This is a genomic window from Hydrogenophaga sp. OTU3427 (genome assembly GCF_038440225.1).
In the GTDB taxonomy this organism is placed as follows: domain Bacteria; phylum Pseudomonadota; class Gammaproteobacteria; order Burkholderiales; family Burkholderiaceae_C; genus Hydrogenophaga.
Genome location: NZ_JASATI010000003.1, coordinates 49,100 through 62,529 on the forward strand (window position 1 = coordinate 49,100; position 13,430 = coordinate 62,529).

The window sequence follows — 13,430 nt, forward strand, 5'->3', positions numbered from 1 at the left end:
GGGTTTCCAAGTGTGTGAGAGCATTGGAAACCTTGAAGTCACTTGAAAGTCAAGCATGGTGCACCAGCCCTTGTCGACCACGCCCGCGCACCGCATCGGCGAAGCCGCGCGGCGCTGTGGCGTGAGTACGGCCAACATACGCTACTACGAGAGCGAGGGCCTGCTGCCCCGCCTGGTGCGCAGCGAGGGCGACTACCGGCTCTACAGTGAGGCCGACATCCACCGGCTGCGTTTCATCCGCTTGTGCCGTGCCATGGACATGTCGCTGGAGGAAGTGCGCACCCTGGTGGCACTGGACCTCAACAACAAGGCCGATTGCGCCACCGCGCGCGCCGCGCTCGACGCCCACCTGGGCCATGTGCGTGAACGCCTGGCGGAGCTGCGCGCGCTGGAGCGCGACCTGCGCAGCCTGCGCGAGCGCTGCGACGGCTCGGACGACCAGTGCCACATCATCGAAGCCCTGCATGCGCGGGCCGATGCCTCGGTGTCGGCGCCAGCCAACCGGCCCAGGGTGGGCAAGGCGGCCGCCACGCCGGCGCGCCTGCGCCATGTGTGATGGCGGGGTGGGGCTTCAACGGGCGAGCTGCGCGCGCGCCTTGTCCAGCCACATCTGCAGGCTGTCGAACAGGTCGACCTGGCTGAAGGAGCAGCTTTCCTCGGCAAACAGGGCCGAGGATTCGAGCCGGTCCAGCAGGCCCAGCAGCACCTCGCCGTAACGCGGCGGCAAGGCGTCCAGCAAAGTCTGCTGGCCACGGGCCTGGGCGGACCAGTCGGCCACCCGCAAGTGGCCTGCCCGCAGGGCCAACAGCCCCTGGGACAGGGTGTCGAGTTCGGTGCTGGCGGTGGTCATGGGAGGGGTGATCAGCCGTTGATGGCACGCACCGGGGCGGGTGCCTGGGTGGAGGGGGTGGTGAGCAGCACCACCAGGCCCAGGCCGGCGAACACGGCGCCCAGCCAGGGCAGGTGGTCAAAGCCCAGCAGCGGGCTGCCCATGCCACCGGCGGCTGCACCCAGTGCGGTGCCAAAGTAGAGCATGGAGGTGTTCAAGCTCAGCAGCAAAGGGGCCTGGGGTGGCGAAACGCTGGCCAGGCGCGACTGCTGCGGCGCCATCATGCCGAAGCCGCAGATGCCCCAGGTCACCATGACCAGCAGCAGCGGCAGGTACAGGCCTTTGGTCAGCGGCACCAGCAGCATCATGAGCAACAGGCCGCTCAACTGCACGCGCAGCGAAGGCAGGGCGCCGAAGCGGTCGTTGGCCCAGCCACCCGACAAGGTGCCGGCCACGCCCGCCAGGCCAAAGATCACCAGGGTGCCCGACAGCGCGCCGGGGCTCAGCGGCACCAGCGACAGCAGCACAGGGCCGATATAGGAAAACACGCTGAAGATGGCGGTGAAATACAGCAAGGTCACGGTCAGGGTGCGCAACACATCGCCGCGCCGCAGCAGGCTGCCCAGGCCCTTGAAGCTCGAGCCGGGCGCGTTCACGTCGGCGGGCATCAGGCGCCACACCAGCAGCATCATGAGCAGCAGCAGGACCAGCACCGCGATCTGTGGCCAACGCCAGCCATGGGCCAGGCCGATCCAGGCGCCCAGCGGCACACCGACCACATAACTCATGCTCATGCCCAGGAAGGTGGTGGACAAGGCCTTGCCGCGCTGGGCCGGCGGCACCAGGGCCACGGCGATGCCGGCGGCCAGCGGCGTGAACGAAGCGCCTGCACCCATGAGCACGCGACCCAGCAGCAGGGTGCGCAGGTCGGTGGCCAGCACCGACACCAGCACCCCCAGGGCGAACATGGCCAGGGTGGCCAGCACGGCCGTGCGCCGCCGCCAGCGCCCGGCCAGCACCAGCAGCAGCGGCGCCAGCAGCGCCGTGGCGAAGGCATAGGCCGTCATGTTCTGGCCCACCGCCTGAACGGGCTGTTTCAGGTCGATGGCGACCTGCTCCAGGATGCCGCCCAGGCCAAACGCGCCGCTGCCCAGCACGAGGTTGCACAGCGCGAACAGGTACAGCAGGCCGGGCAGGCGCGGCGATGGAGCAGAGGGTGCGGACATGGGAGCGGGGCCGATGGAACGACCCGCGATCATGCCAGCAAGCTGCTGAATCTGCTTTCAGCGGGGCAAATCAGTGCCCCAGGATCTTGGACAGGAAATCCCGGCTGCGCTCGTTCTGCGGGTTGTTGAAGAACTCGTGCGGCGTGTTCTGCTCGACGATCTGGCCCTGGTCCATGAAGATCACGCGGTCGGCCACGGCCTTGGCGAAACCCATTTCGTGTGTGACACAGATCATGGTGATGCCCTGGTTGGCCAGCTCGATCATGACGTCCAGCACTTCCTTGATCATCTCTGGGTCCAGGGCCGAGGTGGGCTCGTCGAACAGCATGATCTTGGGCGTGAGGCACAGGGCGCGCGCGATCGCCACGCGCTGCTGCTGGCCGCCCGAGAGCTGCAGCGGGTACTTGCCGGCCTGTTCCGCGATGCGCACCCGGTTGAGCTGCGCCATGGCCCGTTCCTCGGCTTCCTTCTGGGGCACCTTGCCCACCCACATGGGCGACAGCGTGAGGTTCTCCAGCACCGTCAGGTGGGGAAAGAGGTTGAACTGCTGGAACACCATGCCCACGTTCTGGCGAACCTGGTCGATGGCCTTGATGTCGTCGGTGAGTTCGATGCCGTCGACCCTGAGCGTGCCCTGCTGGTGTTCCTCCAGGCGGTTGATGCAGCGGATCAACGTGGATTTGCCCGAGCCCGAGGGCCCGCAGACGACGATGCGTTCGCCCTTGGCGACCGACAGGTCGATGTCACGCAACACGTGGAAATTGTTGCCGTACCACTTGTTGACTTTGTCGAAGGTGATGATGGGTTCTGGCATGGGAGTCACTTGGTGGGTGTTCAGCGGAGCTTGCTCTTGTTGACCTGCTTTTCGACCCACAGGCTGTAGCGGGACATGGCGAAACAGAAGCCGAAGTAGATCAGCGCGATGAAGAGGTAGCCTTCGATCTTGTAGGGTCGCCAGTCGGCGTCGGAGTTGAGCGCCAGGCCCAGCGAGCCGGTCAGCTCGTACAGGCTCACGATGGTGACCAGCGAGGTGTCCTTGAAGATGGAGATGAAGTTGTTCATGATGCCGGGCACCACCATGGCCAGCGCCTGCGGCAGCACGATCTTGCGTTGCGTCTGCCAGTAGCCCAGGCCCAGCGTGGCCGCGGCCTCGATCTGGCCCTTGGGGATGGCCTGCAGGCCGCCCCGGATGACCTCGGCCATGTAGGCGGCCGCGAACAGCGTGATGCCGGCCAGCACGCGCAGCAGCACGTCGACGGTGACACCCTGCGGCATGAACAGCGGGAACATGAAGGAGGCCATGAACAGCACCGAGATCAGCGGCACGCCACGGATGAGCTCGATGTAGATGACGCAGAACGTGCGTATCGCCGGCAACCGGGAGCGTTTGCCCAGGGCGACCAGCAGCGCGATGGGGAAGGCCATCACGATGGACAGCGAGGACAGCAGGATGGTCAGCGGCAGGCCACCCCAGCGGTCGGTCTCGACCCGGGTCAGGCCCAGGGTGCCGCCGTGCATGAGCGTGAAAACCGCCACCAGCACCACCACCCAGAGCACGGCCAGCCAGCGGTGCCAGAACATGCGCGAGCAGCTGGCCACCAGCAGGCCCACCATGAGCAGGGTCGCCAGCAAGGGACGCCATTGTTCCTCGAAGGGGTAGCGGCCCAGCAGGATGAGGCGGTACTTGGCGGCCACCACGCCCCAGCAGGCGCCCACGCCCTCGGCGCGGCAGGCGTCGGCATCGGGGCGCCAGTAGGCGCTGACCAGGGCCCAGTGCAGCAGCTGCGGCAGGTACCACAGCAGCGCCGCGCCAATGACCAGCGTGGCGATGGTGGTCCGGGTGTCGCCAAACAGGTTGCTGCGCATCCACGCCACGGCGCCGTCCGTGCGTACGGGCGCGGGACGCGCCGGGATGGGGGTGAAGGTGCGGGTCGGTTCGGTCATCAGCGTTCCTTGATGGCCGCGCGGGCGTTGTACCAGTTCATCAGCAGCGATGTGGCCAGCGAGGTGCTGAGGTAGACCAGCATCACGATGGCGATGCACTCCACCGCGCGGCCGGTCTGGTTGATGGCGGTGTTGGCGATGGAGACCACGTCGGGGTAGCCGATGGCCACGGCCAGCGAGGAGTTCTTGGTCAGGTTGAGGTACTGGTTGGTCAGCGGCGGGATGATCACCCGCAGCGCCTGTGGCAGCATCACCAGGCGCATCTCCTGGGCGCGGTTCAGGCCTAGCGCGGCGGAGGCCTCGCTCTGGCCGCGTGGCACCGACTGGATGCCGCCACGCACCACCTCGGCCACGAAGGCCGCAGTGTAGATGGTCAGGCCCAGCAGCACCGCCATGAACTCGGGCGTGAGCGCGCCGCCGCCTTCGATGGCGAATTCGCCCTCCTTGGGGCTGTCCAGGGCCATGGGCGCGCCCCCGGCGAGCCAGCCCAGCAGCACCGCGCCGATCACGATGGCCAGCGGTGCCCAGAACAGGCTGGGGGGCTGGCCGGTGGCGTGGAAGCGCCGCATGGCCCAGCGCCGGTGAAGCCAGGCCAGCACCAGGCCCAGCACCCCGCCCACGGCCACCCAGGCATGGCCGGCGGCCCAGACCGGGATGGGGAAGTTGATGCCGTTCTTGCTGAGGTACAGCGGGCCCACGTGCAGCGCCTCGGACGCCATGGGCAGCATTTCGGTGAAGAGCAGGTACCACATCAGCAGCTGCAGCAGCACCGGGACGTTGCGGAAGAACTCGACGTAGGCCGAGCACAGGCCGCGCACCAGGCCGTTGCGCGAGAAGCGGCCCACCCCCACCAGCGTTCCGATCACGGTGGTGAGCACGATGCCGATGATCGCCACCCGCAGCGTGTTGCTCAGGCCGATCAGGAAGGCGCGCCAGTACGACTCGGCGGAGTCGAACGGGTAGAGGCTTTCTCCGATGTCGAAGCCGGCCGGCGAGTTGAGGAAGTCGAACCCGCTCTGGATGCCGCGGGTGCGCATGTTGTCCAGGGTGTTGTGCGCGAGGTACCACACCACCAGCGCGATCAGGCCCAGCGCGACGATCTGGTAGACCAGGCCGCGGAAGGCCTGGCTGCGCCAGGACCAGCGGTTTTTCTTGGGAGGTGAAGCAGCAGTCATGGCAGACAAAAAAAAGCCGCCTGCAGGCTCGTGTTCACGGCTTGCAGACGGCGGTTGCGTCCAGGCGGCGGAAGGATCAGCGGATGGGGAAGGCGTACTGCAGGCCGCCCTTGGTCCATTGGTTGTTCAGGCCGCGAGGCAGCGCCAGGGCCGACTTCGGACCGACGTTGCGTTCGAAGATCTCGCCGTAGTTGCCGGTGGCCTTGACGGCGCGCAGCATCCAGTCCTTGTCCAGGCCGAGCAGCTTGCCCGAATCCTCGTTGCCACCGCCCAGGATGCGCATCACCACCGGGTCGGTGCTGCTGGCCTTGAGCTGGTCGGCGTTGGCGGCCGTGATGCCGTATTCCTCGGCCTCGATCAGGCCGTAGACCACCCACTTGGAGATGGCGAACCACTCATCGTCGCCGCGGCGCACCATCGGACCCAGCGGTTCCTTGGAAATCAGCTCGGGCAGGATGATGTGTTCGGACGGGTCCTTGGCTTCCTTGTTGCGGATGGAGGCCAGGCCGGAAGCGTCGGTGGTGTAGGCGATGCAGCGGCCGGACAGGTAGGCGCCGGTGGCGGCTTCCACCTTCTCGAACACGACCGGCTTGATGGCCAGGTTGTTGGCCTTGCTGAAGTCGGTCAGGTTCTTCTCGGTGGTGGTGCCGGATTGCACGCAGACGGTCTGGCCCTTGAGCTGCTTGGCGCTCTTGATCTTGCTCTTGACCGGCACCATGAAACCCTGGCCGTCGTAGTAGGTGACGGCGGTCTGCAGCAGGCCCAGCGAGGCGTCGCGGGTCAGCGTGAAGGTGGTGTTGCGCGACAGGATGTCGACCTCGCCCGACTGCAGCGCGGTGAAGCGTTGCTGGGCGTTCAGCGGCACGTACTTGACCTTCTCGGGATCGCTCAGCACGGCGGCGGCGATGGCGCGGCAGACGTCCACATCCAGGCCGGTCCACTTGCCGCTGGCGTCGGCGGCCGAGAAACCCGCCAGGCCGGTGTTCACGCCACACACCACCTGCCCACGTGCCTTGACGGCGTCCAGCGTCTTGCCGGCGTGGGCGGGCAGGGCGGCGAGGGACGCGGCAAAGGCAACGGCGGCGGTGGCGAGGTGTTGGGTCTTGAATTTCATGGATGGACTCCAGTCGTTGAACATCGGGATGGGCTTGGCATCGGCCTCATGGGCCTGCCAAGCGCGGAACTGTAACGTTGGGCAGAAGCACGGAGCATCGGGGTTTACGCGGGCACTTGATGCAAATGCCTCATGGGCCCAGAGACCGTCGTGGTGCTGGGTGAATGCAGGTTCCATGCCACGGTTGCAGGGCGCGTTGCTAACATGGGCCACATGCCCACGCCCGATGAACAAGCTGCCGTCCAAGCGCCCGCGCCGCCAGGGGGTGGCATGGCGTTCAGGCGACTGTGGCAACCGCGCCGAGGGGTGTTCTGGCTGATGCTGGCCTTCAACGCCCTGTCGTCGGTGATGGCCTGGGCGCTGCGCAGCGAGATGCTGAGCACCGCGGGCATGCTCGTGGCGGCGCTGCTGGCCCTGGGCAACTGCCTCGCCGGCATGTGGCTGGCGCTGCGGCTGGCGCGTGGCGAATGACGGTGCCGCCCCCTTTCCATTCCAGCAGGAGACACGATGTTCAAGGCCTTGATGATCACCCAGCCCGCGTCGGGCTATCGGTGTGTGCTCGACCAGATCGACGAGACGCAGCTGCCGGCCAGCGGCGATGTCACGGTGGCGGTCGAGGCCTCCACGCTCAACTACAAGGACGGCCTGGCCATCACCGGTCGCTCGCCCGTGGTGCGCAGCTTTCCCATGGTGCCTGGCATCGACTTCGCGGGCACGGTCACCCACAGCGGGCACCCGCGCTGGAAGCCCGGCGACCGCGTGCTGCTCAACGGCTTTGGTGTGGGCGAGACCCACTGGGGCGGCCTGGCGCAGATGGCGCGTGTCAAGGGCGACTGGCTCCTGCCCCTGCCCGGCGCGCTGGGCGCCGCGCAGTGCATGGCGCTGGGCACGGCCGGCTACACCGCCATGTTGTGTGTGCTGGCCCTGCACGACCAGGGCGTGAAACCCGGCGACGGCGAGGTGCTGGTCACCGGCGCCAGCGGTGGCGTGGGCAGCGTGGCGATCGCGCTGCTGGCGCAACGCGGCTTCCGTGTCGTGGCGTCCACCGGCCGCACCGATGAAGCGCCCTACCTGCAGGCCCTGGGCGCGGCCGAGGTGATGGACCGCGCCGCGCTCAGTGCGCCGGGCAAGCCCCTGCAGAAGGAACGCTGGGCGGCGGTGGTCGACTCGGTGGGCAGCCACACCCTGGCCAACGCCTGCGCCAGCACGCGCTACGGCGGCGTGGTCGCGGCCTGTGGCCTGGCGCAGGGATTGGACTTTCCGGCCTCGGTGGCGCCCTTCATCCTGCGCGGCGTCACCTTGCGCGGCATCGACAGCGTGATGGCGCCCATGGTCGCGCGGGAGCGGGCCTGGGCCGCGCTGGCGCATGAGATGGACCGCGACAAGCTGAACCGGATGACGGAGACCATCGGGCTGGCGGACGTGTTGCCCGCGGCGCAGCGCATCCTGGCCGGCCAGGTCCGTGGCCGCCTGGTGGTGGATGTGAACGCCTGATCAGGCGCCCGGTCCGACCCGGGGCACGATGTGCCGGTAGGCGTGCCAGGTGGCGTGGCCAATGACCGGCCCGCTGACCAGCAGGCCGACGAAGGCGGGCAACATGGACAGGCCGATCACCACGGTGATCAGCGCGCCCCAGCACAGCATCACACCGGGGTTCTGCAGGCTGGCGCGTATGCTGGTCAGACCGGCCGAGATCGCGTCCACCTGCCGGTCCATGATCATGGGGATGGAGATCACGCTGGTGACGAAGATCAGGCCGGCGAACACGGCCCCGACCATCACGTAGGTGATCAGGAAGGTGACATTCTCCGGCGCGATCAGCGCCGGCAGCAGCTTGTCGGCGCTGGGCATCGTGTTGAAGGTGACGGCGAACACCACCAGCGAGGCCCGGCCCCACAACATTTCCAGGATCAGCAGCACGCCGGCGAAGATGGCCATGGTGCCCTTGGTGGGGCGCCAGGCCGCGAGCGACTCACCGAGACGGGGCGCCTGGCCCTGTTCCAGTGCGCGGCTGGCGTGGTAGAGCCCCAGGCACAGGAAGGGACCCATCAGCAGGAAGCCGGCGCTGAGCGCCAGCACATAGGCCGGCGCGGTGCGGAACACCCACAGCAGCGCGTGGCCCATGAGGAAAAAACACAGGCCGTAGAACAGGCCCAGCGCGGGGGCACGCCGGAAATCGGCCCAGCCGAGCGCGAGCCAGCGCAGCGGGTCGCCGGCGCGCAGTTCGGCCAGTGGCAGCGACAGGATGGACGGGCCCTGGGCCTCGGGCGAGGGCTCGGTGCCGGAAGGGGGTGGGTCGGTTTCGGTGGCGGGCGACATGGCGTCAGGCGTGAGGGGCAGGCTCTGAACATAGCGCATGGGCCGTGTCCGCCAGCTTCTGGTTTTCCCGTGCCGGGGCTGCGGGCCTCGCTACACTGACCGACCATGAGTGCCCATTTCCTCCCCCCCTGTGTGCCGGTCGACCGGCTGATGTCCAGTGTCCAGCAGCAGGGTTATGCCGTGCTGGATGCCCGCTCCGTGCAGCAGTGGTCAGGCCTGTCGGCGCAGTCGCTGGCGGCCTTGCAGCCGGCCTGGGACGATCTGCCCAGCGATGCCTACCTCAAGGACGGCGGCCGCTACCGGCGCCGGCGCCACAGCTGTTTTGTGGTCGAGGGCGACACCGTCTCGCAGGTGCCGCACCGCGCCCACTGGCAGCCCATCGCCTACAACGCCCTGCACGGCGGCATGTTGCGCTGGTTCGAGCCCATGGCCGAGGCGATGGTGGCCGATCCGACCTGGACCCGGCTGCTGCTGCAGCTCGCGGCCACCGCGTCCAGCCTCAAGGGCGCGCAGCCCTGGTATATCGAGTCGCACCTGTTCCGCATCGACACCACCGACGGCATCGGCCGCCCCACACCCGAAGGCGCGCACCGCGATGGCGTGGACTTCGTGGCCGTGTTCATGGTGGGGCGCCACCGCATCAAGGGCGGCGAGAGCCGCGTGTTCGAGGCCCAGGGTCCCAATGGCCAGCGCTTCACGCTGACCGAACCCTGGTCGCTGTTGCTGCTCGACGACGAACGCGTGATCCACGAGACCACGCCCATCCAGCCGGTGGACGGCCCGGACGGCCTGGGCTGGCGCGACACACTGGTCATCACCCTGCGCGCCGGCGGTTTCCAGAACTGAGAGCGCGCGCAAGGGGCATTGGGCCGCAGCGCCGGGCCGCCCCAAGCAAGGCCGCACCCCCTCGGGGGGCAGCGACCCGCGCAGCGGCGGAGCGTGGGGGCCCTATTTCATTGCGGCACGAAGCCGCTGTCCTTGATGATCCTGGCCCAGACCTTGGCGTAGGCGGCTTCGCGCGCGGCCAGCTGCTGGCTGCTGCTGAAGCCCACGGTCAGGCCCATGTTGGTGAGCTTTTCGCGCACGTCGGGCAGGGCCAGCGCCTTTTGCAGGGCGGCGCCAAAACGCTCGATCTCGGCCGGCGGCGTGCCGGCCGGGGCGAAGATGCCGTAGTAGGGCATGTCCTCGAAGCCGGCCAGGCCCAGTTCGGCGAAGGTGGGCACGTCGGGCAAGGCGGCCTGGCGCTTGTCGCCCAGCACGGCCACCACGCGCAGCTTGCCGGCCTTGTGGTTTTCGATGAAATCGGGGATGGAGGCCACGCCGGCCGGGATCTGGTTGCCCAGCATGTCGGCCATCATGGGTGCGCTGCCGCGGTAGGGCGCCGACACCAGGTCGAGCTTGTATTTCGTGCCGATCACCTTGACCAGGAACTCGGGCACCGACGCCGGCGCCGGCACGCCCACCGCACCCTTGGCCTGTTTGCCGCCCCAGGCCACGTACTCGTTGAAGCTCTTGGCCGGGGTGCCGCCCGAGACCGCGAAGGCGTTGACGAAGGTGGCGAAGCCGGCCACGGGCACGAAGTCCTTGGCCGGCTCGTAGCCCGGGTTCTTCATCACCAGCGGCAGGATGGAGATGCTGTGGTCGTGCGAAAGGAAAAACGTGGTGCCGTCGGGTGCCGCGGCCTTGAGGGCCTGGCCGGCGATCTGGCCACCGGCGCCGGGCTTGTTGTCCACCACCACGGTGGCGCCCAGGGCATCCTTGAGCGGCTCGGCCAGGATGCGGGCAATGGCGTCGGTGCCACCACCGGGCGGGAAGCCCACCATCAGCTTGATGGTCTTGCCACTCTGGGCGTGGGCTGTGCCACACAGTGCACCGGCGGCGATCAGGGCAGCGCCGAGCACGCTGCGCAACAGGGGACGACGGGAGATTCGGCTCATGAGGAGGCTCCTGAAAAAAGGGACGCGCCAGCCAGCGCGAAGGCCACACTTTATCCGTTGCCGGTCGGCCGCCGTTTCAGTCTTTCGGCAGCGCGAAGCCGGCCACCTGCTTGTAGTTCTCCGAGATCTGGCGCAACGCGTCCTGGCTGATCAGCTCGTCGATGTGGCGGAAGGGCCGGTCGCCGCTCAGCTCATCGGCCTTCATGATGATGGCGTCGGGCGGTACCGTGCGGTTGGTCAGCACCACCTGTGCGGTGGCTTCGCGGCGCAGGTCTTCGTAGCCGTGCAGCGCCGCCAGCGGATCGCTGTGGAAGGCCAGCTGTTCGGCCAGGGTGCGGGCGTCGATCAGGCCCTGGGCCGAGCCGTTGGAGCCGCGCGGGTACATGGGGTGGGCGGCGTCGCCCATCAGCGTCACGCGGCCGAAGGTCCAGCGCGGCAGCGGGTCCTTGTCCACCATGGGGTACTGCAGCACCTGCCGCGCCGAGCGGATCAGCGCCGGCACGTCCAGCCAGTCGAAACGCCAGTCCTGGTAGATGCCGATGAAGTCCTCGACGCGCCCGGCCTGGTTCCAGTCGTTCATGGTGGCTTCGGGCTGGCGGATCTCGGCCATCCAGTTGATCAGCTGGTTGCCCTGGCCGTCGACGTTGTCGACGATGGGGTAGATCACCATCTTGCCGGTGTCCACCGAACCGATGCGCAGGTAGCTCTTGCCACTGAGGATGGGCTTGTGCACGCTGACGCCGCGCCAGGTGTTGATGCCGCCGAACGCCAGCACGTCGTCGGGATGGAACTGGCGGCGCAGGGCCGAGTTGACGCCGTCGCAGGCAACCACGATGTCGGCCCGCGCGGGAGGCGGGGTGACGCCGTTGACCGCCGCAAAACACAGGGTGGCGCCAGTGTCGTCTTGCTCGACCCGCAAGGCGCGGTGGCCGGTGTGCACGTGGGCCGGCCCCAGGCGCTCCAGCACCGCGTCCCACAGGATGCGGTGCAGCTTGCCCCGGTGTATGCCCAGCTCCGGTGTGTCGTAACCGGCGTGGCGGCCACGCAGCTCGCGGTACACGTATTGGCCGAAGCGGTTGTAGAACACGCTTTCCAGGTTCTCGATGGCCACCGCCTCCAGGCGGTCGAGCAACCCCAGTGCCGACAGCTCGCGGGTGGCGTGGGGCAGCAGGGTGATGCCCACGCCCAGCTCGTGCACCTCGGGCACGGCCTCAAAGACGTGGCAGGCGATGCCACGCTGGTGCAGCGACAGGGCGAGGGCCAGGCCGGCGATGCCGCCGCCTGCGATGGCGATGCTCATGGGGGACTCCAATCGGGGATGGCTTGCATGTGTTGAGTTAGCATGCTAACAAAATCACAACATGAACACCACCACCTATTGTCCGGCAGGGTGGGTTCCTACAATCGGAGTTGTCGGCGCCCCCAAGCGTGCCCGGCATCGCCAGCCTTCATCCTGTCCGAGGCCTTCTGTTCCATGTCATTGTCCAAGTTGTACCAGCGTCCGGGTTTCCTTTTGCGGCGCGCCCACCAGATTTCGGGCGCGATCTTCGAGGGTGCCTGCGAGACGCTGGGCCTGACGCAGGCGCAGTTTGGCGTGTTGACCATCGTGGCGAGCGAACCGGGCATCGACCAGACCCGCCTGGCGCGTGGCCTGGCCTTCGACAAGGTGACGGTGATGCGGGTGCTCAAGGGCCTGCAGCAACGCGGCCTGGTGGAGCGCGCCATGTCGTCCACCAACCGCCGACAGATGGCCGTGCACCTGACCCGCGAGGGCAAGGCCTTGCTGGCGCAAGCCCAGGCTCCGGCCGAGCAGGCCTGCCAGCAGCTGCTGGCGCCCTTGTCGCTGGAGCAGCGCCGCCAACTGATCGAACTGCTGGACACACTGACCGCCGGGCTGGCCGGACACGCCCGGGCGCCGTTTGTGCCGCTGGACTGATCAGCCCCGGATGGGCCCCGGCGCCACCAGCAGCGACACCGCGTCGCGCAACGAGGGCGGCATGCGGCGGAAGCTGTAGTCGCCGCTGCTGGCGCTGTAGCGGCGCCCGGCCGGCAGCAGGTGCACGCGCACGTTGAGCATTTCGAGCCGTTCGTGGCTGTCGATGTCGTCGAAGTTGGAGCGCAACTGCCGGCCATCGACCAGGGTCACCGCGCCCTGGCCCACCACTTCGACGCTGAGGCCGCGCTCGATCACCAGGGCGGTGTCTTCGTCGATGCCCACGCCCAGCATGTCGGGCCGCTGCGCCAGCACGGACAGCAGGCGCCCCAGCCGGCCGCGTTCGGAGAAATGCTGGTCGATGATGGCCTTGGACACGAAGCCCAGGCCGAGGTCGAGTTCGGCCGCTTCCTTTTCGGGCAGGCGCGGCGCGGCGCCCTGCGCCAGCATGTGGCGCGACAGCACCGCCGCGCCGGCGCTGGTGCCGCCCACGCAGCAGCCGCGCAGGTGGAAGGCGGTGTGCAGCGCGCGAAAGGCCTCGGTTTCCCAGACCAAGTCCATCAGGCGGCGCTGGTCGCCGCCCGAGATGAAGATGCCGTCGGCGTCCAGGATCTGGTCCACCACCTCGGCGCTGTTGGCGTGCGTGGGGTCGATGATGTCCAGGTGGGCGCTGTCGGACACGCCGAGCTCGGCGAAGACCTGCTGGTAGGCCAGCCAGACGCCCCGGGGGTCGCCGCTGGCCGCCGACAGCACCCGGATGCGCGCCCGCGGGCCACCGCACAGCTCCACGTAGCGGCGCAGGATGACGCGGTCCTGCAGCCGGTCCTCGGCGCCACCGATGGCCACCAGCCGGCCCACGCGGCGCGTGGCGGCCAGTGCCTGGGCGCGGGCGTGCAGTGGCAGCAGCCCCAGGGCCGCGCCCCGCAGCATCAGCTCTCGTCGTTTGAACATGG

General features: G+C 68.3%; 15 protein-coding genes. 5 read left to right on the forward strand and 10 right to left on the reverse strand.

Annotated features, from left to right (window positions below):
- The first annotated feature begins 55 nt into the window (after window positions 1–55).
- A complete protein-coding gene (locus AAHB17_RS02515; protein ID WP_342128877.1) occupies window positions 56–556 on the forward strand; it encodes a Cd(II)/Pb(II)-responsive transcriptional regulator in 501 nt (166 codons plus the stop codon).
- Window positions 557–571: 15 nt separating this feature from the next.
- On the opposite strand, the gene AAHB17_RS02520 is transcribed toward AAHB17_RS02515, so the two are convergent.
- From AAHB17_RS02520 to AAHB17_RS02545, 6 genes are all read right to left on the reverse strand, one after another.
- Window positions 572–850: a hypothetical protein gene (locus AAHB17_RS02520; RefSeq protein WP_342128878.1), complete on the reverse strand. Its 279-nt coding sequence runs from the start codon at window positions 848–850 to the stop codon at window positions 572–574.
- 11 nt (window positions 851–861) lie between these two features.
- Window positions 862–2,055 (reverse strand): MFS transporter, encoded by a 1,194-nt coding sequence (locus AAHB17_RS02525; RefSeq protein ID WP_342128879.1) that lies wholly within the window; start codon window positions 2,053–2,055, stop codon window positions 862–864.
- Window positions 2,056–2,125: 70 nt separating this feature from the next.
- The gene (locus AAHB17_RS02530) at window positions 2,126–2,869 is read right to left on the reverse strand and encodes an amino acid ABC transporter ATP-binding protein (RefSeq protein ID WP_342128880.1); all 744 of its coding nucleotides are present in this window, start codon (window positions 2,867–2,869) and stop codon (window positions 2,126–2,128) included.
- Between the two features lie 20 nt (window positions 2,870–2,889).
- Window positions 2,890–3,999, reverse strand: coding sequence for an amino acid ABC transporter permease (locus tag AAHB17_RS02535; protein WP_342128881.1), 1,110 nt, complete (start codon window positions 3,997–3,999; stop codon window positions 2,890–2,892).
- Window positions 3,999–5,174 carry an amino acid ABC transporter permease gene (locus AAHB17_RS02540; RefSeq protein WP_342128882.1) on the reverse strand — a complete coding sequence of 392 codons (1,176 nt, stop codon included), beginning with the start codon at window positions 5,172–5,174 and terminating at the stop codon, window positions 3,999–4,001. The genes AAHB17_RS02535 and AAHB17_RS02540 overlap by 1 nt, the downstream gene beginning before the upstream one ends.
- 76 nt (window positions 5,175–5,250) lie before the next feature.
- Window positions 5,251–6,288, reverse strand: a complete 1,038-nt coding sequence (locus AAHB17_RS02545) for an amino acid ABC transporter substrate-binding protein (RefSeq protein ID WP_342128883.1) — start codon at window positions 6,286–6,288, stop codon at window positions 5,251–5,253.
- A gap of 213 nt (window positions 6,289–6,501) precedes the next feature.
- Between AAHB17_RS02545 and AAHB17_RS02550 the strand changes: the two genes are divergently transcribed.
- Both AAHB17_RS02550 and acuI read left to right on the forward strand, forming a co-directional pair.
- Entirely contained in the window at window positions 6,502–6,759 is a 258-nt protein-coding gene (locus tag AAHB17_RS02550) for a hypothetical protein (protein WP_342128884.1), read from the forward strand.
- A 36-nt stretch (window positions 6,760–6,795) separates the two neighbouring features.
- Window positions 6,796–7,782 (forward strand): acrylyl-CoA reductase (NADPH), encoded by a 987-nt coding sequence (acuI, locus tag AAHB17_RS02555; RefSeq protein ID WP_342128886.1) that lies wholly within the window; start codon window positions 6,796–6,798, stop codon window positions 7,780–7,782.
- On the opposite strand, the gene AAHB17_RS02560 is transcribed toward acuI, so the two are convergent.
- Window positions 7,783–8,646: a DUF2189 domain-containing protein gene (locus AAHB17_RS02560; RefSeq protein WP_342128887.1), complete on the reverse strand. Its 864-nt coding sequence runs from the start codon at window positions 8,644–8,646 to the stop codon at window positions 7,783–7,785.
- Between the two features lie 66 nt (window positions 8,647–8,712).
- Between AAHB17_RS02560 and AAHB17_RS02565 the strand changes: the two genes are divergently transcribed.
- Window positions 8,713–9,453 carry a 2OG-Fe dioxygenase family protein gene (locus AAHB17_RS02565; protein ID WP_342128888.1) on the forward strand — a complete coding sequence of 247 codons (741 nt, stop codon included), beginning with the start codon at window positions 8,713–8,715 and terminating at the stop codon, window positions 9,451–9,453.
- Window positions 9,454–9,560: 107 nt separating this feature from the next.
- On the opposite strand, the gene AAHB17_RS02570 is transcribed toward AAHB17_RS02565, so the two are convergent.
- On the reverse strand, window positions 9,561–10,544 hold the full coding sequence (locus AAHB17_RS02570; RefSeq protein ID WP_342128889.1) for a Bug family tripartite tricarboxylate transporter substrate binding protein: 984 nt from the start codon (window positions 10,542–10,544) through the stop codon (window positions 9,561–9,563).
- 76 nt (window positions 10,545–10,620) lie between these two features.
- A complete protein-coding gene (locus AAHB17_RS02575; protein ID WP_342128890.1) occupies window positions 10,621–11,844 on the reverse strand; it encodes a flavin-dependent oxidoreductase in 1,224 nt (407 codons plus the stop codon).
- Between the two features lie 174 nt (window positions 11,845–12,018).
- Between AAHB17_RS02575 and AAHB17_RS02580 the strand changes: the two genes are divergently transcribed.
- Window positions 12,019–12,480: a MarR family winged helix-turn-helix transcriptional regulator gene (locus tag AAHB17_RS02580; protein WP_342128891.1), complete on the forward strand. Its 462-nt coding sequence runs from the start codon at window positions 12,019–12,021 to the stop codon at window positions 12,478–12,480.
- Here AAHB17_RS02580 and AAHB17_RS02585 read toward each other — a convergent pair whose 3' ends face one another.
- On the reverse strand, window positions 12,481–13,428 hold the full coding sequence (locus tag AAHB17_RS02585) for a cyanophycinase (protein ID WP_342128892.1): 948 nt from the start codon (window positions 13,426–13,428) through the stop codon (window positions 12,481–12,483). It abuts the gene before it with no gap.
- Window positions 13,429–13,430: the final 2 nt, after the last annotated feature.

Bases quoted from the DNA above. Each gene is read 5' to 3' on its own strand.
- AAHB17_RS02545 (WP_342128883.1), bottom strand. From the start codon at position 6,288: ATGAAATTCAAGACCCAACACCTCGCCACCGCCGCCGTTGCCTTTGCC.
- acuI (WP_342128886.1), top strand. From the start codon at position 6,796: ATGTTCAAGGCCTTGATGATCACCCAGCCCGCGTCGGGCTATCGGTGT.
- AAHB17_RS02575 (WP_342128890.1), bottom strand. From the start codon at position 11,844: ATGAGCATCGCCATCGCAGGCGGCGGCATCGCCGGCCTGGCCCTCGCC.
- AAHB17_RS02585 (WP_342128892.1), bottom strand. From the start codon at position 13,428: ATGTTCAAACGACGAGAGCTGATGCTGCGGGGCGCGGCCCTGGGGCTG.
- AAHB17_RS02570 (WP_342128889.1), bottom strand. From the start codon at position 10,544: ATGAGCCGAATCTCCCGTCGTCCCCTGTTGCGCAGCGTGCTCGGCGCT.
- AAHB17_RS02520 (WP_342128878.1), bottom strand. From the start codon at position 850: ATGACCACCGCCAGCACCGAACTCGACACCCTGTCCCAGGGGCTGTTG.
- AAHB17_RS02515 (WP_342128877.1), top strand. From the start codon at position 56: ATGGTGCACCAGCCCTTGTCGACCACGCCCGCGCACCGCATCGGCGAA.
- AAHB17_RS02550 (WP_342128884.1), top strand. From the start codon at position 6,502: ATGCCCACGCCCGATGAACAAGCTGCCGTCCAAGCGCCCGCGCCGCCA.
- AAHB17_RS02560 (WP_342128887.1), bottom strand. From the start codon at position 8,646: ATGCGCTATGTTCAGAGCCTGCCCCTCACGCCTGACGCCATGTCGCCC.
- AAHB17_RS02525 (WP_342128879.1), bottom strand. From the start codon at position 2,055: ATGTCCGCACCCTCTGCTCCATCGCCGCGCCTGCCCGGCCTGCTGTAC.
- AAHB17_RS02540 (WP_342128882.1), bottom strand. From the start codon at position 5,174: ATGACTGCTGCTTCACCTCCCAAGAAAAACCGCTGGTCCTGGCGCAGC.
- AAHB17_RS02530 (WP_342128880.1), bottom strand. From the start codon at position 2,869: ATGCCAGAACCCATCATCACCTTCGACAAAGTCAACAAGTGGTACGGC.
- AAHB17_RS02565 (WP_342128888.1), top strand. From the start codon at position 8,713: ATGAGTGCCCATTTCCTCCCCCCCTGTGTGCCGGTCGACCGGCTGATG.
- AAHB17_RS02580 (WP_342128891.1), top strand. From the start codon at position 12,019: ATGTCATTGTCCAAGTTGTACCAGCGTCCGGGTTTCCTTTTGCGGCGC.
- AAHB17_RS02535 (WP_342128881.1), bottom strand. From the start codon at position 3,999: ATGACCGAACCGACCCGCACCTTCACCCCCATCCCGGCGCGTCCCGCG.